The following is a 24,356-nucleotide window of genomic DNA, read 5'->3' as shown; positions in this document are numbered from 1 at the left end:
GTGCTTTTTGACCGCCCGCTGAGCCGATACTCCCACTCTTTCCAAGAAAAAAGCAACCGCAAAACCGCCGAAACCGGTAATGGGCTTCTACCGTCACGTTACTTCTCAAGCAACGAGGCCGGTCGTGCGCTCGATGAAGTCGGCTATGGATTTTGCGTCGTCGAGGTCGAACACCGGCAGGCTCTGGTCGGTGATAGCGAAATCCGCGGCGACGGCGACAATATTGGGATCACCCACCGCAAGCGGCGTCCGGTCCTTCGCTTCCAGCCGCCTCGTTTCGATCTTGCGGTGGGATTCGCGCTTGTAGCCTTCGACCAGCACGATGTCGCAGGGGGCGAGCCGCGACAGGATGGCGTCCAGCGGCGGCTCTCGCTCGCCACGCAATTCGTGCATCAGCGCCCAGCGATTGCCCGATACGATCGCAACCTCGGTAGCACCCGCCTGCCGGTGGCGGAAGCTGTCCGCGCCGGGCTTGTCGATGTCGAAATGATGATGAGCATGTTTGACCGTCGAGACCTTCCAGCCGCGCTGCACAAGCTCCGCGACCAGCCTTTCCGTCAGTGTGGTCTTGCCAGAGTTTTTCCAGCCGGTGATGCCGAAGATGCGTCTGTTCATGGCGACATGCTCTGCAACAGCTGTTCGGCCTGGGCAAGATCGTCCGGGACATTGATGTTGAAGAAAGGATCGATTCCGACGGATTGCCGGACAGGGAATTCCACGTCGACATGGCCGTGTTGTTCGATAAAGGCCGACACGCGCCTGTTGTCCTGATCGACCAGGAAATGCCGCAAGGCATCGCGGCATCCGGTTGGCCACAGCGCGAAGGTCGGATGCCGCCGGCCCGCCGAAGAGGCGACGGCGATAGAACCGGGATGTTCATCCGCCGCCGCCGCCAGACGGTCGACGAGATCCAGCGGCAGGAAAGGCGTGTCGCCGGCCGCGGTGACGATCGCCTTGCAAGGCAGTCCGGCGGTGGCCCATTCCAGGCCGGTCAGGATTCCGGCAAGCGGCCCGGCAAAGCCTTCGATGGCATCGGCAAGCACCGGCAGCCCGAACCGGGCGAACCGCGCCGGATCGCCATTGGCGCTGAGCGCCAGGATCTCGAGCTGCGGGCCAAATCGCGACAGCACCTTGTCAAGCACGCAGCCGCCGCCCAGCGGCAACAACGCCTTGTCGCCACCGCCCATCCGCCTCGACTGGCCACCTGCCAGGATGATCCCAGCGATATCCCGCTTCATGCCATCCAGCCTGTACGCCAGCCACGGGAAATCGCAAGCGGCTAAAAGGGGGGGTGCTAGAGTCCTTCCGGCGCCATGGCCGGGCCGGTGCTTTCGGCGACGATCTTCCGCCGGCCGACCATCCGCTCGCGATAAAGCGTATAGAGCCCCGAGCCAACAACTATTGCCGCGCCGGCAATCATCGGCACGTCCGGTATGTCACCGAAAATAGTCAAGCCAAGCAGTATCGACCAGAGGAGCGCCGTGTAGCGGAACGGAGCGATGAAGGAGATCTCACCCGATCGCATCGCCATGATGATGAATTGGTAGCCGATGAGCACCAGCACCGCGGCCAGCGCCAGCAGCGCCGTGCTTTTGCCGGTCATCGGTGTCCAGCCACCCATCGGCGTCAACAGAAACGCACCGACGACGGTCATGGCCAGCGCGGTGGCGGTCGAGACCAGCATCGTCGGGATGGCCTGGGGGATGCGCTTGGTGGCAAGGTCCCGCACCGTGCAGCAGGCGACGGATGCCAGCGCCACCAGCGAGTAAATGCTGAAGCCCTCGAAACCCGGCCGCACGATGATGATGACCCCGGCAAACCCGATAGCGATCGCCAGCCAGCGCCGCCAGCCGACCGCTTCACCGAAAAACAGCGCCGCGCCCATCGTCACCGCCAGCGGCAGCGCTTGGAGAACGGCTGAAACGCTGCCGATCGGCAAATGGGCGAGCGCGACCAGGAAGGACACGGTAGCGCCCGCCTCGCCCAGGACACGGACCGCCACCAGCGGCTGCAGCATCAGGCGCGGCTGAAAAAGTGCGCCACGTTGCCAAGCCAGCAGTCCGACGAACAGCGAGGCGAACGCCCCTCTGATCAACATGACCTGCGCCATGTTCATCGACTCCGAAGAGTATTTGGTGATGGCGTCGTTGAGCGTAAAGCCAACCATCGCCACCACCATGAACAACGCGCCGCGAAGATTTGGGGAAAGGGGCAAGACATCTACCGTTGCTTTGGCAAGCAAGCCTGTAACAGCCCACCACGAAACAGCAACGGCAAAGGGCTGGGCCAGGACCGGATATCTATCTTCGCCGGCGTGAATCTTCTGGGCGAGATACGAATTCTGTCGGAAGGCGGCATCGCCTCCCGACATGGTGCAGATGAGGGATTGTCTACTTCTTGGGTGTCAGCACCTCGGTGCCGTTCCCCTCCTTGCCGGCGATGGTCCACAAACCATGCAGCGACCCGTCATCCTCGACCTTGTAGACGACGAGGCCGATATCCTTGCCCATTGCGTAGCCAGCTGAGAACGCGTTGTCATTGCGCATGCAGATGCCATCGGAAGAAGAACCGCCCGTCTCCCAATGGATCGTGCAGGTGGTGCCGCTGGTCAGCGCGATGGTGGCTTCGCCGCCATAGGACGAACCATCGAAATTGGTGCCGGCGACGGTGTAAGTGCCGCCGATCGACTGGGCAGCCGCCGGCAGGGTAGCCAAGCCGAGCAAGGCAAAAGCGAGAAGGAGTTTGCGCATGATGTAATCCCCCGAGAACGCGATGAATCGCTACGGAGCGGAGGGTAGGCGGGAAACCATGACCAGTAAATCAGACCGACATTTGGCGACAGATATTTGTTTGCGGTGTGGCTAAAATACTCTTGGCCCGAACGGTTCATGGCCCCTTAAGGCTGCCAGCGATGGCGCCGACCAGCGGGTCATATTTCGATTTCAGCGCCGGCGGATAGTCGATCCAGACCGTGCGGATGACGCCATCCCCGCCAAACAGCCGCCGCTCGTAAAAAATCTTTCCGTTCTTCACGCCCGACAGCACGGCCCAATCCTTGCCGGCCTTGCCGTAGGTGACCTTGTAGCCAGGCTCATTGCTCGTCTTTTCGCCGACGACAAAGCCTTTCGGCGTCTCATGGTCGATGTCTGGGATGCCGGAGCATGTCAGGCTGGCCCCGTCCGCGCTCAGCCATACCTGGCCGTCGCCGTTCTCAGGCTCGGGCTGGCGATCGGTGAAGATATCGTCGCGGAAGGTGCAAACGGTGCCGAAGCGCTCGTTCACGTAGGTGAATTGCGCGGCAAACGCGGTATTCGCCGAGACCGCGGCAAGAGATATGACGATTGAGTAGAGCCGTCGCATGCCTTACCCCGGAGCCGATCATTGCAAGGCATTCTCGCACCGACAGGCGACAAGGTCAGCCGCCCGTGACACTCATGTGCCGAGACACCGACGGACGGCTGGTGCGGCGGTCGATGATGAAGTCATGGCCCTTTGGCTTGCGGCCGATGGCTTCGTCTATAGCGTCGGCAACCAGTTCATTGCCTTCGGACGCGCGCAACGGGGTGCGCAGGTCGGCTGCGTCTTCCTGGCCAAGGCACATATAGAGCGTGCCCGTGCAAGTCAGCCTGACCCGGTTGCAGCTTTCGCAAAAATTATGCGTCATCGGCGTGATGAAGCCGAGTTTTCCACCGGTCTCGGCGACTTGGACATAGCGGGCCGGGCCACCGGTCTTGAAGGGGATGTCGGTCAGCGTGAACTGGCGCTCGAGCGATGCACGCAGCAGCGACAGCGGCAAGTACTGGTCGGTGCGATCGGCGTCGATCTCGCCCATCGGCATGGTTTCGATGACGGTCAGGTCCATGCCGCGGCCATGCGCCCAGCGCATCATTTCGGGCAGTTCGGCGTCGTTGAAATCCTTCAGCGCCACCGCGTTGAGCTTGACTTTCAGTCCAGCCGCCTGGGCGGCATCAATGCCCGTCATGACCTTGCCAAGATGACCCCAGCGGGTGATGGCGTGGAACTTGTCGGCATCGAGCGTGTCGAGCGAAACATTGATGCGCTTGACGCCGCAATCGGCGAGCTCGGCGGCGAAGCGCGAAAGCTGCGAACCGTTGGTGGTCAGCGTCAGTTCTTCCAGTGCGCCGCTGTCGAGGTGCCGCGAAAGCTGGCGCACCAGATGCATGATGTTCTTGCGCACCAGCGGCTCACCGCCGGTGAGGCGCAACCGTTTGACACCCTTTTCGATGAACACGGTGCAGAGCCGGTCGAGTTCTTCTAGCGACAGCAGGTCCTTCTTGGGCAGGAAGGCCATATCCTCGGCCATGCAATAGGTGCAGCGGAAATCGCAGCGATCGGTGACCGACACTCTGAGATAGCTGATCGTGCGACCGAAGGGATCGATCATGTTCATGTTCGAGCGTTTCCGTGGCCGTTAACGGCGCCGTTATATACAGCTATGTGATACGATCCAGCCCGCCATTCAAGATAGCCGGCCTCGATCTTTGGTAACATTCCGCGACCGACATTGCGTGTCGGCACGATCCCATACCTTTTCGCACGGCGCGAAGCAGCGTAGGGAAGGGCAAATTCATGCAGGATCGACCATGACGGCGCCGAAAGAACTGAGGGTCTCCAAGAACCGCAAGCTGCTCACCGTGACCTTTCCCGGCCATCAGCCGTTCGAGCTGCCGGCGGAACTGCTGCGCGTGGCGTCCCCTTCCGCGGAGGTGCAGGGCCATTCGCCCGAACAGCGGGTGACGGTTCCCGGCAAACGCGATGTGGCCATCCTGAAGATCGAGCCGGTCGGCAATTACGCGGTGCGCATCACCTTTGACGACTTCCATGACACCGGCATCTTCACCTGGAATTACCTGCACACGCTCGGCCACGAGAAGCATGCGCGCTGGAATGGCTATCTCGCGGAACTCGCCGAGAAGGGCTTGAGCCGCGATCGTTAGCCGCCATTGCGTCGTCAAAACGTCACCGATCGGGAGTAGGGCGGCGGAACGGGAGACGAAAAATGTCGGTCATCACCACAGTCGAACAACTCGAAGCCAGTTACGGATTGCCGGGCGAGGCCTCGGTGGTCAAGGAACTCGACCATGTCATCCCAGAATACGCCGCCTTTATCGAAGCCTCGCCCTTTGTCGCGCTAGCCACCAGCGGTCCGGAGGGGCTGGATTGTTCGCCGCGCGGCGATCTCGCGGGCTTCGTGCGCATCGTCGATGCGAAAACGCTGATGATGCCGGACCGGCGCGGCAACAACCGTGCCGATTCGCTGAAGAACATCATCAGGGATCCGCGCGTCGCCCTGCTGTTCCTGGTGCCGGGCTCCGGCACGACGCTGCGCATCAACGGACGAGCCCATATCACCACGGACCCAGCGCTGTGCGCGTCGTTCATGGTCGACGGCAAGCCGGCGCGTTCGGTCACCGTGATCGATGTCGATTCGGTCTATTTCCAGTGCGCTCGCGCCATCGTGCGGTCGGAACTGTGGAACCCCGCCAAGCATGTCGACCCGAAGTCGCTGCCGACACCCGGAAGGATTTTGGAAATCACCAGCCGCAAGAATATCGACGGCGAAACCTACGACAGGGAGTGGCCGGAGCGGGCGAAGAAGTCGATGTGGTGATCGCCTGAAAGGGCGATCACGCCTCGTTCAGCACGTCATAGATCTTGCGCATCTGCTCGCCGATCATGTCGCATTGTTCCGGCGTCGACTGGCTCATCGCCTTCTCGATCAGCGCCATATGCACTTTCAGCGCCCGCATCAGCAGCGCCTCGCCGGTTTCGGTCAGCGTAAGCCGCAAGATGCGCTTGTCCTTCTCATCGCCTTCGCGCCGCAGCAGGCCACGCGTCTCCAACTGCGGCAACAGCATGGTGATGTTGGAGCGGCCCACGAGCAGCTTGCGGGCGAGGTCGTGCTGCGACATGCCTGGGTGACGGTAGAGGTTCATCAGCACGTCGAGCTGCGCCGGCTTCAGGTCGAGCGGCGCAAGTTTCACCGCGAGCGTGCGCTCCAGCACATGGCAGGCGCGCGCCACCGCGACCCAGTTGCGAAAACGCGGGTTGTCCCAGGGTAGCTCTTGTTTATTGTTCATCTTTGAACTATTATGTTCATGCTTGAACGTATGGATGGATTCTGACTATGGCATCATTCGGGCTGAAGGTCATCCGAGGTGTGTTTGGTGCGGCCGAACATGTCGCGCCGCGCATCACCGGGCGCGCGGCTTTCGAATTGTTCTGCCGTACGCCAAGCACCAGGACACTGACCGACGGCGAGCGCCGCGCCATCGACCGCGCCGCGGAGTTCATGGCCGAGGCGCGCCATCACCGGCTGAAGACCGCGACCGGCTGCGTCATGGTTCATGAATTCCGCCCCGAGCCGGGCCGCGAGTCCGCCGGCACCGTCCTCGTCATCCATGGCTGGCGCTCGCGTACCGAATATATGCGCGTGCTGATCGAAGGTTTTCGCGCTGCCGGCTACAAGGTCGTCTCGCTCGATCTTCCCGGTCATGGCCATTCGCAGGGCAGGCACCTGAACATGGTCAATGCCGTCGAGGCCGCAAGAATGGCCGGCGAATGGTTTGGGCCGTTCGTGGCTGCCGTCGGCCATTCCTTCGGAGGCGCCGTTGCAGCCAATGCGATCGCCGGCTCCGTCAAGGACATCCCACCGCTGTCGGCCGCACGTCTTGTGCTAATCGCGGCACCAAGCTCGCTGCCGGCAATCTTCGCCGACTTCAGCCGGATGCTCAATGTCGGTCCCCGCTCGCAGGTCGCCATGGCTGACCGCGTCGAATATCTCTCCGGCCGGCCGCTGCACGAGTTCACCGGTGACCGGCAGCTCGCCCAGGCGCCCGTGCCGACGTTGGTCATCCACGCGCCCGACGACCGGGAGGTGCCGGCTGAACATGCACGACGCTATGCCGGCGCCGGCGACCATGTGCGGCTGCACTGGGCCGAGGGGCTCGGCCACCGCCGCATTCTGACCGACAAGGGCGTGGTTGAACGCGCCGTCGGCTTCATGACCACGCAGCAGAACCCGTCGCTGCTCAACTGAGCGGTCATCAGGCTATTTCTTCTTGTCTCCGGGTGCTACAGGCAGTCCAGCTGCCTTCCAGGCCGTGTAGCCGCCGAGGATGTGCTTGACCGGGGAAAGACCCATGTCCTGCGCCGTCTTGGTGGCCAGCGCTGAACGCCAGCCGCCGGCGCAGAAGAAGACGAAGCTTTTTCCGGAAGCGAAGAAGGGCTTGTGGTAGGGGCTTTCGGGATCGATCCAGAACTCCAGCATGCCACGCGTGACGTGCTTGGCGCCGGGAATTCCGCCGTCGCGTTCGATTTCACGAGGATCGCGCAGATCGACGAAAATGGTGTCTTCGTCCTCAAGCAGCCCTGCCGCTTCCTCGGGCGAAACCACTTCGATCTCGGCGTTGGCCTCATCCAGCAGTTCGCGATATCCTTTTTTCACGTGGTCCCCTCCGGCCGCGGGTTTGCTGGCAAGTCGGATTTCGAGCACAACGGATGGTGTTTGTCACGCTCCGACGATGCCGGCCATGGTCTTCCAAGCGGCCATTGCCCGGCTACCGTCGCCATCAGGGCGGCGCGGGAAGTGCCGTCACGCGCCTGAATCGACATGCCATGCTGGACCGTTGCGAAAAAGATCGCGGCTGCACGGCAATCGAAGTCGGCAGGCAATTCACCCTCGGCCACTGCGCGCTCCAGACGCTTCTTCAGCGCGGTAAGATTCTCGGCGCGCGGGCGCCGCAAATCCGCGCAGATCGCGCCCCGGCTCGAGTCTTCGTGCAGCGCACCCCAGCGTAATCAGGCAGCCCTGCGGACGATCGCTTTGCGAATAGGCCTTCGCGGTCCGGCGCAAGAACCGCTCGATCGCAAGCCGCGCCGTTGGCGCCTTTTCCAGCGCGAGCCAGATGTCGGCGCCCTCCACGCGGGAATAGAGGGCGGTCGCCTCGAGGAACAGGGCCTCCTTGCCGCCATAGGCGGCATAGAGGCTCCAGCCTGGGAGCCTACTCGGCCAGCAAGGCGGCGCCGGTCGGCCTGACCAAGGCATTGGCCCGCGACCTCGGGTCACGCGGCATCACCGCCAATGTCGTCCATCCCGGTTCGACCGACACCGACATGAACCCGGCCGACGGCCCGCATGCCGAGCATCAGCGCCAGAAGATGGCCACCCCGCGATTCGGCGAAGCGGACAATATCGCCGGCATGTTTGCGTGGCTCGCCGGGGCCGGAGGGCCGGTTCGTCACCGGAGCCGCGCTGACCATCGACAGAGGCGCAAACGCGTGAGGCGCCGGGATTCCCGCAGCCGGCGCGACAGTTCGGTCGCGCCAGCCGTCACGATGTTGTGAAACCGTTCGGCAACAGCCCAGCCGAAATTTATGAAAGCTTAACGAAATCGGTATGAATCGGTATAGTCGCGCCTTACATCCGCCATGCGGTGAGCGGGACGGTCTAGCGTGCGGAACGGGAACCGGTTACGACCGGAGCGGGTGATCGATGAAATTCCTCGGTAAAAAAGCAACCGTGATGCCGCTGGTGGCGATTACGGCGACGCTGGCTTTCGGCATGCCTCAGGCAGGGGCCCAGGGATTTTTCGACATGCTATTCGGCGGTGGCATCAGGCATGAGCCGAAAGGCGAGTTTCCGCCTCCTCCGCCAAAGCACAAACCCCAGCCGAACGCTCCGGCCGGCGGCGGCGTGAGGATCAGCAGTCCGTCCTACTATACTTACAAAGCCGACAAGCTGGTGCGTGTCGACTTCTCGACGCTGGCGACGGCGCCGCAGCCGGCTACGCCGCAAGACGCCGCTTTCGTGCCTTCGGCCACGGGTGCTGCCTTCCATGAAGCCATTGCCGGGCTCGCCGACTATGAACTCTATGCCGAGCCCGACATTGCCAAGGCGCTGATCGCCTATTACTCCGCCAACCCGGATTTCATCTGGGTGACCGGGACCACCCCGAACAACCGCGCGCAGGATGCGGTGCGGGTGCTTGGCGAGGCTGCAAGCTACGGCCTCACGCCTGCCGACTACACGGTCGATGTGCCAGCCGCCAGTTCGTCCTCGGCGGATGACGCAGCCAAGCTGAAGGAGCTCGTGCGTTTCGAGATGGCGCTGTCGGCACGTGCCCTGCGCTATGCGCATGACGCCCAGAATGGCCGTGTCGAGCCGAACCGCATGACCGGCTACTACGATTTCCCGGCCAAGCCGCTCGACATGATCGGCGCGCTGAAGACTCTGGCGCATACCCAGGAGGTTCGCACCTATCTGGAATCGCGCCATCCGCAGAATGCGGAATATCAGGCGCTGCGCGTCGAACTGGAAGCGCTGCAGGCGAGCGCCGAGAACGAAATCGTCGTCGATCCCAAGCTGGTGTTGAAGCCAGGCGAAACCAGCCCCGAATTGCCGAAGCTGCTGTCGCTGATCGCGCGTAATCTCGATGACGAAATGGGCGGCACATATGGCGAGGTCCTGTCGCGGCTGGCAACCAGCGAAGTCTACGTTCCCGAGCTGGTGCCGCTGATCAAGGCGGTGCAGCAGAAGGAAGGCATGAAGGGCGACGGCGTCATCGGTCCACGCACGGTCGCCACACTAGCCGGGACGTCGAAGGCCGACAGGCTGCTGAAGGTGGAGGTGGCGCTGGAAGAATTGCGCTGGCTGCCTTCCGATCTCGGCAGCCCGCGTGTTTTCATCAACCAGCCTGCTTTCACCGCGAGCTATATCGACGAAGGCCAGGAAAAATTGAAGACGCGCGCGGTCGTCGGCCGCGTCACCAACCAGACCGCCTTCTTCTACGACCAGATCAAGCAGGTCGATTTCCACCCCTACTGGGGCGTGCCGCAGTCGATCATCGTCAACGAAATGCTGCCGAGGTTGCGCGGCGATCCCGGCTATCTTGACCGGGCCGGCTACGAGGTGACGGATTCTCGCGGCAAGCGCATCCCTTCGTCGGCGGTGAACTGGGGCGCTTATGGCGCCAACATTCCCTATAATGTGCGCCAGCAGCCGAGCGAGGCCAATGCGCTGGGCGAACTGAAGATCCTGTTCCCCAACAAGCATGCGATCTATATGCACGACACGCCCCAGAAATCGTTCTTCAAGCAGGATATGCGCGCGCTCAGCCATGGCTGCGTGCGCCTGCAGGATCCGCGCGGCATGGCGGCTGCAGTGCTCGGCACCTCGGTCGATTATATCGCGGAGAAGCTGAAGCATGGACACTCGACCGAGGATGTGACACGCGATATCCCAGTCTATGTCGCTTATTTCACCGCCTGGCCCGACATGTCCGGCAAGGTAGAGTATTTCAGCGACGTCTACGATCGCGATTCCCGGCTGAAGCAGGCCCTGGACGCAACCGAGGCGGTGCGCTCACCCTCGAGCTAGTCGTTATCGCTCCGACAGCGAGCGCCTGAAACCGGCGTCGCGCCCGGCGATCAGCCAATAGATCAGCCCGGCAACCAGACCGGCGGCGGCTATGATGCCGATGTCGGCCCAGCGCTCCAGATCCACTTCCTCCGCCGCGCTCGGCCAGATCAGGAAGAAACCTCCGGCCGCAGCCGCGGCGCCGAAGACCATGTGCAGCATAGCGCTGCGAAGAGAGAAGAATTCAGCGATCAGCGCAAAAATCAGCGTCTGAGGCGCGGTTACCACGATGGTCAGGAAATAGATGAACATGCCGAGCGGCGGTACCACAAAGGCGGCGATCGGCGAGACCCCCAAGAGGTCGAAATAGGCTGGCGCGTTGGGCAGGGAACTCAACGCGGCATAGATCGCCACGACGGCGATCAGACCAACCAGTATGGCGACGAGATAGCCGGCCAGCATCATGAGGACGCGCTTCATCAAGTGCTTCGCAGTCGACATGCCCACCCCACCCTGAAGCCCGGTCCTTCCACAATCAGCCATCAATGGCGAATTGACGCAAGGGGAGACGGAACACTCCTGGGCCGGCTGGTGAAATCCCGCAGCTCAGGCGCCGCCGCACATATGCTGCGAATCCGCGAGAGCCCAGGAGCCTTTCGCGACGAGGTCGACGGAATAATAAACCCGGCCACGGTCGTCGTCCTTGGGGCAGTCCCTGGGAATGGAGATCAAGCACATGACGACGGGTTCACCCACCTTCGAGGCGGCAAGGCCAGCCTCGCGATCATAGGATACGGCCCCGCCGCCATTGGTGAATGTGGCCGCGCTGCCCGCTTCGGGAGTAGCCGTTTCCAGCGGATCGTCGCCAAGCCGCGTGGTCAGCGTCTCGATATGCGTCGACGCGCATTGGCCGATCACCGAGGGCAGGGGCTGGTCCTTATTGCCGGGGTTCCGCGCGGCGGCGTCCAGCGCCTTCTTGCCGATCAGCGCGATGGTGTAGTCCTGCATCCAAGACGGCACATTTCCATAGGTCTGCAAGGCGTTGTTGAGCGCGCTGGCGATACAGGCGGTATCGCTCTTGCAAGCATTGCGATCAGCGATCAGCCCGCGGGCAATCTTGCGCTTGTCGCCGCCGAACGCCGGCTCGAATTCCTTGTAGGCCTTCGAAACCAGCAGATCGATCGCCGACAATTGCGTGTCGGCGCAGATCGCCTTTTCCGCCGGCAGGTTTGCCTTGCCGCAGTCGAAGGACGGCCCGTCCGCCGATGCCGGAGAAACGGCAAGGAAGCCGCCGGCTGGGACGATGGCCAATACAGACAGAAGATAGGGTCTAACGAAACATCGCATCATGGCCCCCCAAGCCAACAGGATTGCCCAAGGCGCGACCCGGCGCCGGAGCCTAACATACTCCAGGATGGACAATTTTGACGCTGGTTTCGTCTTTGAGAATACGCGGACGCAGCGCATTCGCGACGGGGATGTCCTACGAACCTTATTTTGGTTCGGCCGTCACAGGATCGAAGACGATTTCGACCTTCGCCTTGTCCGAGGTATAGTAGGTGACGGTGTAGCCGTCCTTGTCCCAGTCGACCTCTTTCACGTAGCGAAACCCGTCACGCTGCTCGACCTTGGCGATGATCTCCGACAGCTTCTTGGCATTGGGTGGCGGCAGTGCAGTTTCATCCGCGGCAAAGGCGGGTCCGGCGGCGAAAAGAACGGCGACGGAGGCCGCAAGCAGAAATCTGGACATGGTTTTCCCTCAAGTTTCGACGCAAGGAAACTCGCTGTCATGCAGGTTTGTTCCGCACGTGGGTGTCCCGGCGTTGAGCGCCTGTGCAGAAAGGCCCCGCGCCAAAGGGAAAAGACGGGCTGTAGCTGCCGATGTGATGTTCAGCAAATATGGTGGGCGATGCAGGGATTGAACCTGCGACCCCACCCGTGTGAAATGTAATCCCTCCCCGGAAAGAGCGGAAATCGTGGGTTTCTTCTGCGTCATTTGCGGAATGGTTGCGCATCTGTTCACGCTTTCGGCACGGGGGCTGGTTCGGTCGTACCAGAGGGAACACCCTCGCCAGACATGATCGCGCATGCAATCAGCATTTCGTTGCCACGTCCGCTGTTGATTGCCAGAGCGATATTGGCGCACCGCTCCCGCTCGGCGTTGATAGCGTCGGCAACATCAATGACCATCGGATTGCCGCGATTGTCCATGACGACTGCAAGGGCAGTTCTCAAGATGTCATCTGTCGGCACTTTGTTCATGATACCTTCACCTCATCCAGATCCAAATTGAGAGCGTCCGCAGCCGTCTGCATGTGTGATGGTGCGAAACGGGCATAGACACGCTGGGTGATCCGGTCATCCGAGTGACCCAGGTATTGCGCGACCATTGCCATAGGGATGCCGTCTGAGACCATCCAAATGGCCGCGCTGTGGCGGAACACATGCGCTGTCACGTCTGCCAGTCCTGCCTTCTCTGCCGTCTTCGCCAGCGAGCGCTTGACCGACTTCACCGGCTGCCCGTTCCATTCAATCACATAGTCGCTCAGGGCGGCCTTGCGCTGCTCTCTGAGCGCGGCGAGGATTGTCCGGTTCATCGGCACCGACGCGCGGCCCTTGCGCTTGTGGGGTGCCTTCTGGTCGTCCAGATGGATGATGCCGCGCACGAAATCCACTTGATCCCATTTCAACGTAAGAAGAGCTTCTTTGCGCCCACCGGTCGCAATGGCTAGGATGATGAAGAGTCTGACGTGTTCTGCGGTGGCACCGTTTTTAAGCCGTCCCACTTCTTCCCGAGTGAGCCACCTGTCTCTTGGGCTAGGCTTTGGAGGCATTTGGACAAACGGGACTCGATCAAGTCGATTTCGCTTTCCGGCCCATGATAGGACAATGCGAAGGTGATTGAGTTCGGTCCAGATCGTCCCGTCCCTACGTCCAAGCGCGCGTCGGGCGGAAATATATCCTGAGCAAGTCTCTTGACCGATTCCTTCAGCTTCTCGCTCACCGAATGTTCCCTTCAAAGCTTTCCAAGTAGTTATCATACTTTCGGCAATGCGGCGACCTTTTTTCTCTTCGCGGTATGCGTCCCAAAGCGATTGAACGGTCTGACCCGGCCTGCGTTCTTCTTGCTCATTGAGCTTGTCAATTGCAGCCGCAGCGGCTATCTTGTTATCTGTGCCAAGCGTATTGCGGTGACGTTTGCCGGCTGCGTCGTAGAAGACGGCGACATATTCGCCTCTAAGTCGTCCGAGACGGTATTTCGGCATAGGTAGTCCTCCACAGCTTTTGGCTCTATGCGCAGTAGCTTCCCCACTCGAAAGGCGCGCAACTGGCCGGCATTGATTAGGTTCCGAATTTGCCGCTCGGAGCAACCCCAGGAATCGGCAAGGGTGCGCGGTGAAAACACGTTCGGCATTCTCATTGCTCCTTGGGCAGTCACTTGGTATCCCCCTCACGTGTAGAGGTGGAGACGACAGGCAGCTTTGGATGCGGCGTGGCACGGCGGCTCGTCAACTCCCACTTTCCGCGCTTTGGTGGCGACAGAAACGAGCGAACAAGCCCTGTTTCCAGGTTCTGGTAATAGGACAGCCGGAGTTCGATAACTCGCTTCACGACCGTTCCTCCCCATCCTGAGAGAGTGCTCGGGAGGCGGCGCGGATATCGTCGTGTTCGATCATGAACGTGCCGCACGTCCATTTGGTGGCGGCGGGTACGTTGAGCGCGGCGAAAGGCTCCAGCGCTTTCTTTACCCGCGCCAGTTCGGATTCGGCGGCATCACAGCATTTGCGAGCGTGGTCCTTCAGTTCGCGCTCACGCTCCAGTTCGGCGGCAAGCGTTGACGCCTCGCCGCATACCCTGGCAGTCTCGCTGGACCAATACTCGCAGTCCTTTTCGAAGGCTTCGCGTTCCGCCCTTATCTCAGCAAGGGCTGTATCCTTGGAGGCGAAGCGATCAATAAGCGTCTGGACGGTGCATATAATGCTGTCCTCGGCATCTTGGCGCTTTTCGTCGTCCGCGAAGTCGAGACCGTCAATATCGGCTCTAATGCTTTCGATGATGGGGTGCCGGCTCATTTCTCCGCCCCCCTCTGAGATAGAGCAGCGTCAAGCGCCTTTGGTGCCTTTCCGATCTGCCTCGCGGTCAGCTTGTCGAGATGCTTATTGCCCAGCCAGTCCGGTGATAACTCGCGGACGTATTCAATTTTGGCATCAGCCGGGATGCGGTAGACATTGCTCATCCCCAAGCATGCGGGGCAAGGTCGCGCCTCCGAGCACGCCGTGTTGTCATTCCCGCAATAGCTGGCAAAGAACAACACCTCGCGCGTCTGCACCATGCCTGGTACTCCATCCCCTGATGGTGCGGTGGAGAGGGCTGCTTCAAGGGCGGCAAGTTCATCGGCGTATTGTTGCCCGGTGTATGGTCCGCAGTGGAGGTGGGAAAGCGTCCACACGCTTTGGAACGCAGGGTCGGCGTGGATCAGGTGAAGCTTCTCGACCAGCGCCTTCGCCGCTTCGCTGACTTCCGTAGTGGTGGCTGTGGGTTGGGTGGGGGTCAATCAAACCTCCTGTAGCCGTGGTGCAGGCCAGCCTTGTGGTCTCTCGCCATCTTGCGGCGCCAGTTTTGCTCAGCCCGTTTTGAGCCTTCCGGCGTCAACGGGACATCTGCCTTCGCGATGATCTCGACTAGCTCAATGCCGCAATCGGGCGCCATCAATGTTCCATCTGGACAGCCGATGGTGAAAACCGTCTGCTCCTTACCATCTTTGACCACGCGCGCCGGCTCGCAAGTTGTGCCGCCTACGCTTACCCACCAAAGTTCGTTTTTCATTGCTTTTTCCTTTGAAAAACAGTAGCATAACGTCTGTTTCGCTTCAACGATTTGTGGGGTTTTCCGAAGGAGTTTCAGGCCTCGCCACCCTGTCAGTATCTTGGGCGTCGGGAGCGGAACCAGTCCGCACCCCGTCGCAAATCGCATCAAGCGTGGTCTGCCATAGGCCTTCGGCTATCTCTTCGACGCTTGGGGCTGGGTTGGGCCGCATCGGACAATCGTACACAGGAGGGTTTGCGCTGGCGCAATCAGATCGACAGATTGGGCAAACCCCGTCCGTATCTTGGGCGGAAAGGGCGGCTCGCATATGAATGTCGAATGGATCGCCGCGAAGCACGTAGAGAGCCGCGTTGAGTTTTTCATAGACTGCTCGTTCTTCAGCCGGCGTGTCTGGGTTGAGTTTTGCGCGGAGCGCCTCCCGAACTTCGAGCAGCATGTCATGCAGTGTTTCTGCTCGCTTCTGACGCGCATCGAGTATTTCCGTCACCACTTCCCCACCCTTGGTGGCCGGGATGATGGAAGAGAGGATGCGCAAGACTTCAATCGCGAAGTCGGCATACTCGCTACGATCAAGGCCCCGGTCGTCGGCCATTTGGTATATCGGCCATTCGTTAGTGCGCAGAACGTCGTAGACGGCCTTGCGAATGGCAGTTTCCGCATAGGGCTTCACGCTCACCGCTACCGGTGCGACAGCGGGGGCTTCGACCGTTGCAGATAGCAGCGTCGTCATCAAGCCGTTGTGGCGAGGTCCGGCAACCCGCACGTCATCGACGTAGAGAGCGATGCCAACGCTGCCGTTGCACACTTCGATTTTCATGGCTGTTTCCTCGCGCATAGATCGCACTCGACTTCGACGCACCGCATGTCGTCGCCAACGTAGTCAGCAACGGTGCCGGTGCCTTTGCAGCGCTTGCACGCTACCGGTGCGACAGCGGGGGAAGCGAGTGCTGCGACAGCGTCTGATATTTCCTGCGCTGCGTTGATCGGGTCTCCGTAGATGTCGTACTTGCCCGGGATGAACTTGCCATCTCGCTCGAACGCGTAGCCAGCATCGCCTTCCGAAATTGATATCGTGATCCTGCCCGGCCAGCAGATGACAAACTCGCCTTCCTCACCGTAGATTTTCGGAGCGGGCGCTACCGGCTCCTCGCTCGGTGCCGCTGCTTCCTGACTGGCGGAGAGAACATATTCAAACCCGCCATCAAACGGTGTACTTTGCCATTGCCGAATGTGAAGGGGCTGGAATTCACCACAGTCGGCGAATGACATCCACAAGCGCGCCGGGTGCTTCGGGTTCTGGCTCATTGGGGGAGACTCGCGCGGAGTGCGGCAAGCCAGCGGTTGCGGGCCTCGGTTCGTTCAATCTCTTCGGCCCGATGTTTTTCGTGGTAGGCAAGGTCACGCTCGGCTTTCGCCAGTTTGTCGGCGCGCCATTCGGCGCCGGCCATCTTCTTCGGCGGCTCAGACGGATAGTCGTCCAACGTCACGCCAAGCTGCTGGAGCATGAATTCCTTGATGCCTTCAGCCTCAGTCTGCCAGTCCATGACAGCGGCCCGCATGTCGAGGCAGCGGTGGTTGCGTTCGATGCGTTCGCTTTCGTATTTGTGGTGCGCGTCGGAAGCCTCCAGCCATTCGGCTGCCGCCATGTTTTCGCACATCTCGGGGGTGTAGTTCGGCACCGTCGCCAGCACTTCTCGCGCCTTGGCCAAGCCCTCGTCATAGAATTTTGTCAACGGCTCGAACCGCTCGGGGATTGGTGCATCCCAAGCATCATCACGCATATTGATGCAGGCGCCCATGCCGCGCGCACATTGTAGTGCAAACTGGCGAAGGGTTGTGATTGAGCCGTCCACTACGGCTGCGGTGTATCCTGTAGGCATCTTCTCTATTCCCTTCAAGGTAGCCGAACTGCGTAAAGCGAACGGCGGGCTGGCATGGGCTTGGGGGCGGGGCGATCTGGCTTGGGAAACGGCGCGGATTTGATCGATTGCTTTGGACGGATTGCACCGCTGAATTTGTCGCGGGCGCGGTCAGCCTTGCGGATCTTCACAATGCGCTCGGCTGTCTTTTCCGAATGACAAGGCCGGCACAAGACTTGTGCATTCGCCAGCACAGGCTCGCCGCCTAGAGCGTCTTCAAGGATATGATCGACCTCGGCACCGCCAGCCTTGAGAACGGCCTTGCAGCGCTCACAGTGACCGGCAGCGCGGGCAATGGCGGCGGCTTTGACCTTGCGGGGGAATTCCTTGCGAGCCATCAGCGCGGCTCCTGCCGAAAATCCCATTCAAGCGCAGCAGCCAGTTCCCTTTCTATCTCTGCCATTGCCTGATCTCGTCTATAGGCTGCCAGTAGCTCCAAGTGCGGTGGTGTGTTGATCTTGTCGGGCAAACGGACGGGATGCGCGCGCCGCCAATAGACACGGGTACTCATGCTGCAAGATCCTTCTTTTCGGGTTCCTTGAACACGACGCCGCGATTTGCACCGAACTGGAAAATCAGTTCGATCATGCCGGTCATTTCCTCAATCGAGAGGTCTGCCGACGAACGCCCGAGGCTCACGAAACCGTCGCCTTCAAGGTTTGGAACCATGCGCAACTCACGCTTGAGCGCGTCCATGAAAACCAGCTTCCAATCGTCCGCAGACATGCGGATGCCGTGCCAAAGGACTTGCCGGGAAACGTCGGTGAGCATCGCCCACATGCGATCATTCTGCGGCAGGGTGCGCTTGATCTCTTTGAACTCAACGCGGGTCAGGAACGGAACACCGCGCGCCCATCTGGCGATCTTCTCGCGGTCGGCGTCGGTGTTGATGATTACGGTTGCTCTGGTCATTTTATCCGCCTTCCCGCCCCGGCCATTTGCGACCGGGGCTTAGCTGGTTGCGATCAGAACGGGATAGAATCATCATCGAGCGGGGCGAACTCGCGGGCGCCGAACTCAGAAAGCTCCTTGTCCTTGCGCGGTGCAGCCTTGTTGCTCAGGGGTGCGTTAGGCGACTGGCGCTTTGGCGGGTAGACGCGGATAGCCTCAACAGACTGGCCCTGGAAATCGACCCAAGCTGTGCCAAGCTGCACCTTCTTGCCGACCCAATCGTCAGTCTCGTAGCCGTAGAGCTTCGAGATATTGGTGGCATTGGTCTTGTTGAGGATGATGCCCTTGTCCTCGCCTTCGAAGTAGAGGACCGGACGGACTTCTTTGTCCTTGCCGACTTCCTCTTCCTCGATAGCCGAAATCACGACGCTCTGGCCTTCCTCGGGAATGTCAGATGCCTTCAGGTATTTGCTGGGGAATGCTTCATTGATGTTCATTAGAGTGGGTTCCTGTGAGTTTTGGCCTGTGCCTTTGCTGCGGCCGGTTGCTACTTGGTGCGGATCGTGAGACCCATATCGCCCGTCACAAGGAATGCGCCGGGGATCTGTTCGCCCTGTTCAAGGGCTGATTTGATGGCGGCCTTGTCGGCCTGCCGGGTGGTCTTGAAATAGCCTTGCGGCAGTTGGTCCAAGTCCTCGATGCCTACCGTCTGGCGGGCCTTGGTGAGGCTCAGGGACGCTTCCGTAAGCGTGATCTTGTCCAGCTTCGCCGCGCGCATGATCGACTTGATAAGCGACCGCATGGCCTCGCTCTTGCGCTCGTAGCGGCCTCTGCGGGCTGCCAGATCGATCTCGCGAGCCTTGACCGCGCCAACCATCATTTCGGCGCCCTGCTGCTCTGCCAGCGCCCGCTCGATGATCCTGGTGGCGTTGGTCTCGCCGTCGATCATGTCTGATCTCAAGCTTTCGTCTTCTTCCAATTCAGGATTGGACGCGATCAGCTTGGCAATTTCGGCGCGCACAAAATTTGCGTCCAAGTACAAATATTTATCGGTCATGACTCGCCTCCAACCATCCCCAATTTTGGCCATTTTGGATTGACCAGACCGTCGCCCTTGAAACGCCAAAGCGCTTGGCGGTCTCAAGTTGTGTCACCGCCACATTTTTAAGCGCTCGTATCTTGTGAACGTCAGATTCCGTCAGCTTGGCCCTGCCATGCCGTTCACCGCTTCGGTGCGTGCCGTGGACTATGCGATCCGCCGCGTTTTCCTTCGTGGTCTTCCAAGATAAATGGCCGCTCGCGACACACCCGAGATGGCCGTTGCCGCACGAGTGAGCTGCTTCGTGGCTGGGCGATGGAGGCGCTCCGTGGACCTCTTCGCAAACAATTCTTGATACAAGGGTGGGCCGGCCATTGCGCTTCATCCTGCCGTATCCGTGGCTGTCCCTTCCGTATGGCCATGTCAGGCAATCGCTTCCCGTAAAGGTAAGGACTACTTCATTATAAAAACGCTGCGGTTCACCGTTTGGAGTTACTCCTGCCAAAGGGTCTCCATACCGGCGCCAGCGTGAATAATGCGCCTCGCACCAGCCGCGTAATTTAACGCTAATCGGCCTGCCGCAGCCTTCGATCGAGCACCCGCCCGTCATGACGCACCTACTTGATCAACACGAACCTTGGCGCGTTCAGAATTCATTCTTGCCCGTTGCAAATGCCAAATGGAGTCTCGCCAAAGCCGGCGGCCTTCAAGCATGCAGCTTGCGAAATTCTGGTAGTGCCCGCGCGCTTCCCAATCGAAGGCTTCGCGGCGGACTTCATGGGCGAGACGGCGCTGTGTCTGACTGAGATTGAAGTAAGCCAGAGCCGTTTCGAGGAATTGGACGTGGACGACCTGGTTCATGGGAGGCACCGATCGAGCCAGCACGCCCCATAGATCAGCGTGACCAGTACGGCAGCCGTGATACGGTGGTGGTCTGCTAGGTAGTTGGTGGCGGCGTCGAGCACGGTGTTCATCACTCGCCATCCCCGTAATTGTCGAGCAAGTCGGACTTGGCCTCGGCCTCTGTGCGTCCCCAGCCATAGGGCGAGCAATCCGCGCCGAGATCATCGAAGTAGGCGCACCAGTCGTGCGAGCGGATCGGGATCGGCGGGAACACATGGCTGGTCACGATCTTCCGCTCAACCAGCGCCAGCGCGGCGGCGTACATGGCGCTCATGTGATCCATCACGCCGCGTCCTCCAGTTCACTGGCGAACCGCTCCTGAGCATCACGGCTGGCGTACAGCGCCTTTTCGATTGCCCGGAACAAATGGGCGCGGAATGTCCGATCATCGCCTGCAGGGCGCCGGATGAGCAGCACAGCGTCGGTGCGCTTCATGATCGAGAGGCTGTAGCCTTTAAGCGTCTGGCGCTCCCGCTTTTGGCCGTTGATGGCCAGGTGCTTGACGTAGAAGTCACCATCGCGCGGATCGTTGATGCCGAGTTCGGCGGTGCCGTCGAAGGAGCCAAAGTGGATGCCGTCTTCCTCGATCTCGATCTGCTCGAACTGATATTCCATGGACCAGTTGTCGGTGATCTGGCTGTGCGCGTTCATGGGTTTCGGCCTCGGTGTTGGGGAATTGGGTTAGAACGGCAGGTCATCGTCAGGGATACGATCCTGCGTGGTACGATTGGTCGTGATTGCTGGCGGCTTCAGCAGGCCCGTCCCGTGGCATTCTTCGCAGGGGCGGGCATCGGAGCTTTCATGGCCAAAGCCGCATCCATGCTCGTAAACCCAGATGCCGAAGACGACTTCTCCAGAGCCACCACATGCTTCGCAGTCTCTCGGTTCGGCGTTCATGTCGTTTCTCCAGATGCGGTGTTTGAATGAAGGGGGATGGGCTGAAATTGGCTGGGGCTTCACAGGGGCGCAGGCCCTCCACCCCGAATGCTTTCCTGCGCTGACCTCAGTCGCCGATATGGTTGCGTAGCGGCTCGGTGGTGAACCAGTGATCGGCGAGTTGGATGGCGTCCTTGGTGGACATCGCGGCGCGCTGGGCAAGAAGAGCCTCAACCGCCAGTTGGGACATCCCGGTCTTGGCAGCGAAGCGATAGATTGCGCCGAAGCGGACGTCCAAAACCTTGTCGGTGACCTTGGGCATCTCAGGCCGCCTTGCATTCGTCGCCAGCCGAGATCCAGTCGCAAATCATGTCGCGAAGCTCGTCGGTCGTGTAGCCGCCACCCAGAAACTTCTGCTCGTCAAACTGTTCGTAGAGGCCGTTCGTGCAGCAGATCGCATCTTCGAGTTCGGTGCGGGTGGTGTTTGCGTCGATGAACATCTGCGTCGTCTCCAGTGCTTGTCTCTGGAAACCATAATACGCATTTCGCGTATGAACGCAATAGCAGATACGCAAAAAAAGTATGGCGTATTGACTTTTTACGTATGCATCGGCTAAAACAGAAAAACCCCAGCGATGAGCCGGGGCTTCTGAAGTGTGGTCGGGGCCGACAGGTCCATGGTTGAAGACAATGGCGACCACCGCCGTATAAGCAGCGGCTTATGCATTACCATTGGGCGCGACAAAGTGCAACCCCAGTCCTAAGACCGAAGGGGCGTCGCCGGTTCTTACCAGAGAGCCGAGAAGTAGCGGTTGATCCTTGGCGCTGTTGTACGACCAAGGAGGATGGGGTGACGGGCGGCTCCGGCGGTCAAGATCACTTCCGGCATAGGGGCTAACCTCGCTTTTTTCGCGGGGCTTAGTCGTCCTATGTCCGGAGTTCAGGGCTCTCCAACGGTCAGAACCTTAAGAGTTAGAACCACCCATCGTGATGAAGTGAACTGACTCCACCTGATCGTGAGGAAAACGGATTTCCTTAGCCGGATTGTATTGCTGCAAGACCAGCTCGACGGCGTTGTGACGAACGAACCGCTTCACGAACGCCAGGGGAGGGCCATCCTCTTCGACTTTGATCTGTGCAATAACGAAGTCGCCTTTTACGACCCGCCTATGCGGATTTACGAAAACCACTTCGCCATCGAAGTAACGCGGTTCCATTGATTCGCCAGAGATCTGCACTGCATATGCACCGGATACGTTGGTCAGTACCGGTGGCGCGGCCACCTCGTACAAAATGCCTCCATTCATGGCGAATTCGCCATCCACTCCGCCCACTGCGCTACCATACACAGGGATCTTATGTACGGAAGTAACATTCTGTGAGATAACCACAGCATTAGCGGGCTCTAACTTGCCGAAATTGAATTCCGGCCCAGCGAGCTCCCATATCTCAGGCCTTGTGATTGGTGGGTTCCCCTTTCCTAGTAACACTTTCTCAACCTTAGCCACAAAATCCCTCTTGAGGTAACCAGGTTTCAGTTTGCCGGGGTCGAGATAGCGTTGGATGCTGGATGCCCCGGCGTAGCCCATGGCCTTCGCCATATCGTCAATCGACAAGTCGGTGCGCTCACGCAGTTTGCGCATGCGACTCGCTATTGATTCCGGGCTGCTGTCCATCGGACGCACAAGACCATTAGTCATCTACGTTTTCCACGTTGACAGCGTGTACGCAAAATGCGTATATAGAAAACATGACTGATGCACGGAACGCCCGAATGCTCCTCTCCCCAGCTGACTATGTGATCGGAAAACTCGGTGGCCTGGCTAAGACCGCGAGCAAGATCAAGACCGTGAAAAAGCCTGACGGGCTATCGGTCAGCACCGTGCAGGGTTGGCGGGTTCGCGGGCGCATCCCGCAGGACCATTGGCCGCTTTGTATCGAGGCTGCGCAGGCGGAAGGCATCAAGCTTTCCCTAGCCGACTTCCTCAACGACCACGCGGTCGAGGCCGAGGAATCGGCAGCATGATCAGCCATCGGTCCTCACAAGTGGGTGCATCATGAGCGCGATTCCGGAAGACATTCAACGCGCCGCAAATCATGTGATCGCTTTGCATCGCCAAGTAGACGGCTCCGCGATGAGCCGAGTGCGAGAGGCGACGCAACTCATAGCCCGCGCCATCCTTGCCGAGCGTGAGCGCTGCCAACCCGCCATAGAAGTCGTCAGGATGCTTCTGTGCGTCGATTTCGAACACCCGACAGAGCATGACGACCTGCTTCTCGAAAGCGTTTTGAACGACGCTCGCGACGTTCTTTCCCAAGATATTCCTCATTCGTTGCCCGAAACACCCTCCCAGGCAGCGAAGCCGCACGGTGTTCCACCCCCCACACCGTGCGGCACCCCCAATCCAGCAGGTGAGCCATGAGCGCGAACGACAACCATCAGCCGCGCTGGAAGGCCGTAATCCTCTATCGCATGGAGGCCGGCAACTTCGTGGATGTCGAACACCTGTTCGAGGAAATCGAGGATCTGCATGAACTGATCGAGCGCGGTCCCCATTGGGACACCATCATCCGCTGCACGGTCACGCTCAACAGGCCAGCCGAGCGCAAAGACCTCACATTGGAGGCGGCGCAGCAACTGTGACCCAATCATTCTCAACCCCTCCGATGCGCCTTGCCGTTCAGATCCGGCACGGAAAACCCGCTGGCTATCGTATCCGCATCGGTGAGCGGGCAGGCGATAGAGCTTCCCTGGACTCCCTCCAAGGGCCGGCATTTTCGATTGTCTACAACCTGCCCGCACCCCCATCCGCCGCGAACATCCTCCCCTGCGGTGGCAACTGGCGGAGCCAACCCGTCGAGCGCTGGACACCTTACGTTAGCGCCTCCGATTGGCTCCGCCGCCTTCTCCCGACCAGCAGGGACATACTGTCGGGGATCTTCAATTTGCGCGGAGGCTTCAAGGCGCTCCGCAGCCTTCTTCCTAGCTATCCGCTCATCCCACTCCGCCAAGAGCCTACGAGCGGCCGCTTCAAGAGTCTCTTCTTCGCGCCAATTCCTTTCGTTGCGTGTGCTCATGACGAGCAACATGGCAGAAGGAACGGACAAAGTGCTGTCAAAGGATGACAAGAGTAAGTCAATGAGTGACACGGTTTTCATGCAGGATAACTTGCCGGAGGTCTTTGATCCTCGACGGTATGGGAGCGTCAAAGCAGCGCAGATTGCGGCTTATGACTTCATGAAGGGACGCGTTCAGAAGAAACTGAAACTTCGCCGCATCCGCCAGTTGTGGGAGGGCAAAGCCTCTCGCGTCGATGGAGAGGAAAAGGACGCCTTGCGGCAGGCCAAGATCGAGGAAGCCCGTAATGAATACAAAGCCCTTCGTAGCCGTCTTGCGTCTCTTGAGACCGCTCTTGCCGCAGTCGATCAGGATTTCCATGGCCCGCAGATGGATGCGTATCGGTCAGCGACGAGCGGAATGGGCCGAGGCGATCGCACCGGAACTGACCGGAGGGGATGACCA

Annotated in this window: 40 protein-coding genes and 1 pseudogene; 9 read left to right on the top strand and 32 right to left on the bottom strand. The window is 60.2% G+C overall.

What is annotated here, in order from left to right:
• Positions 1-105: 105 nt before the first annotated feature.
• The 6 genes from mobB to moaA all read right to left on the bottom strand — a co-directional run bounded on the left by mobB (position 106) and on the right by moaA (position 4,411).
• Positions 106-615 (bottom strand): molybdopterin-guanine dinucleotide biosynthesis protein B, encoded by a 510-nt coding sequence (gene mobB, locus ACVWWD_RS21400; protein WP_352547149.1) that lies wholly within the window; start codon positions 613-615, stop codon positions 106-108.
• On the bottom strand, positions 612-1,238 hold the full coding sequence (mobA, locus tag ACVWWD_RS21395) for a molybdenum cofactor guanylyltransferase MobA (protein ID WP_352547150.1): 627 nt from the start codon (positions 1,236-1,238) through the stop codon (positions 612-614). Before mobA ends, mobB begins: the two co-directional genes overlap by 4 nt.
• 56 nt (positions 1,239-1,294) lie before the next feature.
• Positions 1,295-2,215, bottom strand: a complete 921-nt coding sequence (locus tag ACVWWD_RS21390) for a DMT family transporter (protein ID WP_023795170.1) — start codon at positions 2,213-2,215, stop codon at positions 1,295-1,297.
• A 175-nt stretch (positions 2,216-2,390) separates the two neighbouring features.
• Positions 2,391-2,750, bottom strand: coding sequence for a hypothetical protein (locus ACVWWD_RS21385; RefSeq protein ID WP_023773741.1), 360 nt, complete (start codon positions 2,748-2,750; stop codon positions 2,391-2,393).
• 136 nt (positions 2,751-2,886) lie between these two features.
• Positions 2,887-3,360 (bottom strand): hypothetical protein, encoded by a 474-nt coding sequence (locus ACVWWD_RS21380; RefSeq protein WP_352547153.1) that lies wholly within the window; start codon positions 3,358-3,360, stop codon positions 2,887-2,889.
• Between the two features lie 55 nt (positions 3,361-3,415).
• Positions 3,416-4,411: a GTP 3',8-cyclase MoaA gene (gene moaA, locus ACVWWD_RS21375; RefSeq protein ID WP_023773740.1), complete on the bottom strand. Its 996-nt coding sequence runs from the start codon at positions 4,409-4,411 to the stop codon at positions 3,416-3,418.
• Between the two features lie 193 nt (positions 4,412-4,604).
• Here moaA and ACVWWD_RS21370 point away from each other — a divergent pair, with 193 nt between their 5' ends.
• Positions 4,605-4,958, top strand: a complete 354-nt coding sequence (locus ACVWWD_RS21370) for a DUF971 domain-containing protein (RefSeq protein ID WP_352547156.1) — start codon at positions 4,605-4,607, stop codon at positions 4,956-4,958.
• A 62-nt stretch (positions 4,959-5,020) separates the two neighbouring features.
• Positions 5,021-5,632, top strand: coding sequence for a pyridoxamine 5'-phosphate oxidase family protein (locus ACVWWD_RS21365; protein ID WP_352547157.1), 612 nt, complete (start codon positions 5,021-5,023; stop codon positions 5,630-5,632).
• Positions 5,633-5,648: 16 nt separating this feature from the next.
• Here the strand turns inward: ACVWWD_RS21365 and ACVWWD_RS21360 are convergent, their stop codons facing one another.
• Positions 5,649-6,101, bottom strand: a complete 453-nt coding sequence (locus ACVWWD_RS21360) for a MarR family winged helix-turn-helix transcriptional regulator (RefSeq protein ID WP_023773737.1) — start codon at positions 6,099-6,101, stop codon at positions 5,649-5,651.
• 47 nt (positions 6,102-6,148) lie between these two features.
• On the opposite strand from ACVWWD_RS21360, the gene ACVWWD_RS21355 reads away from it, so the two are divergent.
• A complete protein-coding gene (locus ACVWWD_RS21355; RefSeq protein WP_352547158.1) occupies positions 6,149-7,060 on the top strand; it encodes an alpha/beta hydrolase in 912 nt (303 codons plus the stop codon).
• A gap of 12 nt (positions 7,061-7,072) precedes the next feature.
• Here the strand turns inward: ACVWWD_RS21355 and ACVWWD_RS21350 are convergent, their stop codons facing one another.
• Positions 7,073-7,468, bottom strand: a complete 396-nt coding sequence (locus ACVWWD_RS21350) for a rhodanese-like domain-containing protein (RefSeq protein WP_023773735.1) — start codon at positions 7,466-7,468, stop codon at positions 7,073-7,075.
• Positions 7,469-8,016: 548 nt separating this feature from the next.
• On the opposite strand from ACVWWD_RS21350, the pseudogene ACVWWD_RS21345 reads away from it, so the two are divergent.
• Positions 8,017-8,305: pseudogene (locus ACVWWD_RS21345) on the top strand (SDR family oxidoreductase); the annotation flags it as partial.
• 210 nt (positions 8,306-8,515) lie between these two features.
• Positions 8,516-10,399, top strand: coding sequence for a L,D-transpeptidase family protein (locus tag ACVWWD_RS21340; RefSeq protein WP_352547159.1), 1,884 nt, complete (start codon positions 8,516-8,518; stop codon positions 10,397-10,399).
• Between the two features lie 3 nt (positions 10,400-10,402).
• On the opposite strand, the gene ACVWWD_RS21335 is transcribed toward ACVWWD_RS21340, so the two are convergent.
• The 24 genes from ACVWWD_RS21335 to ACVWWD_RS21220 all read right to left on the bottom strand — a co-directional run bounded on the left by ACVWWD_RS21335 (position 10,403) and on the right by ACVWWD_RS21220 (position 22,533).
• A complete protein-coding gene (locus tag ACVWWD_RS21335) occupies positions 10,403-10,879 on the bottom strand; it encodes a hypothetical protein (RefSeq protein WP_023773730.1) in 477 nt (158 codons plus the stop codon).
• Positions 10,880-10,984: 105 nt separating this feature from the next.
• Entirely contained in the window at positions 10,985-11,728 is a 744-nt protein-coding gene (locus ACVWWD_RS21330; RefSeq protein ID WP_352547160.1) for a lysozyme inhibitor LprI family protein, read from the bottom strand.
• A gap of 142 nt (positions 11,729-11,870) precedes the next feature.
• On the bottom strand, positions 11,871-12,128 hold the full coding sequence (locus ACVWWD_RS21325; RefSeq protein ID WP_023773728.1) for a PepSY domain-containing protein: 258 nt from the start codon (positions 12,126-12,128) through the stop codon (positions 11,871-11,873).
• A gap of 269 nt (positions 12,129-12,397) precedes the next feature.
• Entirely contained in the window at positions 12,398-12,640 is a 243-nt protein-coding gene (locus tag ACVWWD_RS21320) for a hypothetical protein (RefSeq protein WP_457103373.1), read from the bottom strand.
• Positions 12,637-13,644, bottom strand: a complete 1,008-nt coding sequence (locus ACVWWD_RS21315; RefSeq protein WP_457103372.1) for a tyrosine-type recombinase/integrase — start codon at positions 13,642-13,644, stop codon at positions 12,637-12,639. Before ACVWWD_RS21315 ends, ACVWWD_RS21320 begins: the two co-directional genes overlap by 4 nt.
• Positions 13,539-13,793 (bottom strand): helix-turn-helix domain-containing protein, encoded by a 255-nt coding sequence (locus tag ACVWWD_RS21310; RefSeq protein WP_457103371.1) that lies wholly within the window; start codon positions 13,791-13,793, stop codon positions 13,539-13,541. Before ACVWWD_RS21310 ends, ACVWWD_RS21315 begins: the two co-directional genes overlap by 106 nt.
• 193 nt (positions 13,794-13,986) lie before the next feature.
• Complete coding sequence (locus ACVWWD_RS21305) at positions 13,987-14,451, bottom strand: hypothetical protein (RefSeq protein WP_457103370.1); 465 nt, start codon at positions 14,449-14,451, stop codon at positions 13,987-13,989.
• Positions 14,448-14,933, bottom strand: a complete 486-nt coding sequence (locus ACVWWD_RS21300; RefSeq protein ID WP_457103369.1) for a hypothetical protein — start codon at positions 14,931-14,933, stop codon at positions 14,448-14,450. Before ACVWWD_RS21300 ends, ACVWWD_RS21305 begins: the two co-directional genes overlap by 4 nt.
• On the bottom strand, positions 14,930-15,205 hold the full coding sequence (locus tag ACVWWD_RS21295) for a hypothetical protein (RefSeq protein ID WP_457103368.1): 276 nt from the start codon (positions 15,203-15,205) through the stop codon (positions 14,930-14,932). The genes ACVWWD_RS21300 and ACVWWD_RS21295 overlap by 4 nt, the downstream gene beginning before the upstream one ends.
• A 43-nt stretch (positions 15,206-15,248) precedes the next feature.
• Positions 15,249-16,022 (bottom strand): hypothetical protein, encoded by a 774-nt coding sequence (locus ACVWWD_RS21290; protein WP_457103367.1) that lies wholly within the window; start codon positions 16,020-16,022, stop codon positions 15,249-15,251.
• The gene (locus ACVWWD_RS21285) at positions 16,019-16,510 is read right to left on the bottom strand and encodes a hypothetical protein (protein ID WP_457103366.1); all 492 of its coding nucleotides are present in this window, start codon (positions 16,508-16,510) and stop codon (positions 16,019-16,021) included. Before ACVWWD_RS21285 ends, ACVWWD_RS21290 begins: the two co-directional genes overlap by 4 nt.
• Positions 16,507-17,085 carry a hypothetical protein gene (locus tag ACVWWD_RS21280; RefSeq protein WP_457103365.1) on the bottom strand — a complete coding sequence of 193 codons (579 nt, stop codon included), beginning with the start codon at positions 17,083-17,085 and terminating at the stop codon, positions 16,507-16,509. Before ACVWWD_RS21280 ends, ACVWWD_RS21285 begins: the two co-directional genes overlap by 4 nt.
• A 14-nt stretch (positions 17,086-17,099) precedes the next feature.
• Positions 17,100-17,462 (bottom strand): HNH endonuclease, encoded by a 363-nt coding sequence (locus tag ACVWWD_RS21275; RefSeq protein WP_457103364.1) that lies wholly within the window; start codon positions 17,460-17,462, stop codon positions 17,100-17,102.
• Positions 17,462-17,635 carry a hypothetical protein gene (locus ACVWWD_RS21270; RefSeq protein WP_457103363.1) on the bottom strand — a complete coding sequence of 58 codons (174 nt, stop codon included), beginning with the start codon at positions 17,633-17,635 and terminating at the stop codon, positions 17,462-17,464. Before ACVWWD_RS21270 ends, ACVWWD_RS21275 begins: the two co-directional genes overlap by 1 nt.
• Positions 17,632-18,036 (bottom strand): recombination protein NinB, encoded by a 405-nt coding sequence (locus ACVWWD_RS21265; RefSeq protein WP_457103362.1) that lies wholly within the window; start codon positions 18,034-18,036, stop codon positions 17,632-17,634. The genes ACVWWD_RS21270 and ACVWWD_RS21265 overlap by 4 nt, the downstream gene beginning before the upstream one ends.
• A gap of 53 nt (positions 18,037-18,089) precedes the next feature.
• A complete protein-coding gene (locus ACVWWD_RS21260; protein WP_457103361.1) occupies positions 18,090-18,512 on the bottom strand; it encodes a hypothetical protein in 423 nt (140 codons plus the stop codon).
• Between the two features lie 50 nt (positions 18,513-18,562).
• The gene (locus ACVWWD_RS21255; protein ID WP_457103360.1) at positions 18,563-19,072 is read right to left on the bottom strand and encodes a siphovirus Gp157 family protein; all 510 of its coding nucleotides are present in this window, start codon (positions 19,070-19,072) and stop codon (positions 18,563-18,565) included.
• Between the two features lie 588 nt (positions 19,073-19,660).
• Positions 19,661-19,915, bottom strand: a complete 255-nt coding sequence (locus tag ACVWWD_RS21250) for a hypothetical protein (protein WP_457103359.1) — start codon at positions 19,913-19,915, stop codon at positions 19,661-19,663.
• Positions 19,916-20,027: 112 nt separating this feature from the next.
• The gene (locus ACVWWD_RS21245) at positions 20,028-20,240 is read right to left on the bottom strand and encodes a hypothetical protein (protein ID WP_457103358.1); all 213 of its coding nucleotides are present in this window, start codon (positions 20,238-20,240) and stop codon (positions 20,028-20,030) included.
• Positions 20,240-20,608 (bottom strand): hypothetical protein, encoded by a 369-nt coding sequence (locus tag ACVWWD_RS21240; protein ID WP_457103357.1) that lies wholly within the window; start codon positions 20,606-20,608, stop codon positions 20,240-20,242. The genes ACVWWD_RS21245 and ACVWWD_RS21240 overlap by 1 nt, the downstream gene beginning before the upstream one ends.
• A 30-nt stretch (positions 20,609-20,638) precedes the next feature.
• Positions 20,639-20,854, bottom strand: a complete 216-nt coding sequence (locus tag ACVWWD_RS21235; protein ID WP_457103356.1) for a hypothetical protein — start codon at positions 20,852-20,854, stop codon at positions 20,639-20,641.
• A 106-nt stretch (positions 20,855-20,960) separates the two neighbouring features.
• Positions 20,961-21,155, bottom strand: a complete 195-nt coding sequence (locus ACVWWD_RS21230) for a hypothetical protein (RefSeq protein WP_457103355.1) — start codon at positions 21,153-21,155, stop codon at positions 20,961-20,963.
• Between the two features lies 1 nt (position 21,156).
• Positions 21,157-21,333, bottom strand: coding sequence for a hypothetical protein (locus tag ACVWWD_RS21225; RefSeq protein ID WP_457103354.1), 177 nt, complete (start codon positions 21,331-21,333; stop codon positions 21,157-21,159).
• Between the two features lie 465 nt (positions 21,334-21,798).
• Positions 21,799-22,533, bottom strand: a complete 735-nt coding sequence (locus ACVWWD_RS21220) for a S24 family peptidase (protein WP_457103353.1) — start codon at positions 22,531-22,533, stop codon at positions 21,799-21,801.
• A 74-nt stretch (positions 22,534-22,607) separates the two neighbouring features.
• Between ACVWWD_RS21220 and ACVWWD_RS21215 the strand changes: the two genes are divergently transcribed.
• The 4 genes from ACVWWD_RS21215 to ACVWWD_RS21200 all read left to right on the top strand — a co-directional run bounded on the left by ACVWWD_RS21215 (position 22,608) and on the right by ACVWWD_RS21200 (position 24,353).
• Positions 22,608-22,859: a carph-isopro domain-containing protein gene (locus ACVWWD_RS21215; RefSeq protein ID WP_457103352.1), complete on the top strand. Its 252-nt coding sequence runs from the start codon at positions 22,608-22,610 to the stop codon at positions 22,857-22,859.
• Between the two features lie 31 nt (positions 22,860-22,890).
• Positions 22,891-23,256, top strand: a complete 366-nt coding sequence (locus tag ACVWWD_RS21210; protein ID WP_457103351.1) for a hypothetical protein — start codon at positions 22,891-22,893, stop codon at positions 23,254-23,256.
• Positions 23,253-23,477, top strand: coding sequence for a hypothetical protein (locus ACVWWD_RS21205; RefSeq protein WP_457103350.1), 225 nt, complete (start codon positions 23,253-23,255; stop codon positions 23,475-23,477). Before ACVWWD_RS21210 ends, ACVWWD_RS21205 begins: the two co-directional genes overlap by 4 nt.
• A gap of 495 nt (positions 23,478-23,972) precedes the next feature.
• Positions 23,973-24,353 carry a hypothetical protein gene (locus ACVWWD_RS21200; protein ID WP_457103349.1) on the top strand — a complete coding sequence of 127 codons (381 nt, stop codon included), beginning with the start codon at positions 23,973-23,975 and terminating at the stop codon, positions 24,351-24,353.
• The last annotated feature ends 3 nt before the right edge of the window (positions 24,354-24,356 follow it).

Source organism: Mesorhizobium sp. URHB0026 (assembly GCF_054059755.1).
The sequence above is the reverse complement of the archived record's forward strand: the minus strand, read 5'-3'. Positions and strand labels throughout refer to the sequence as shown.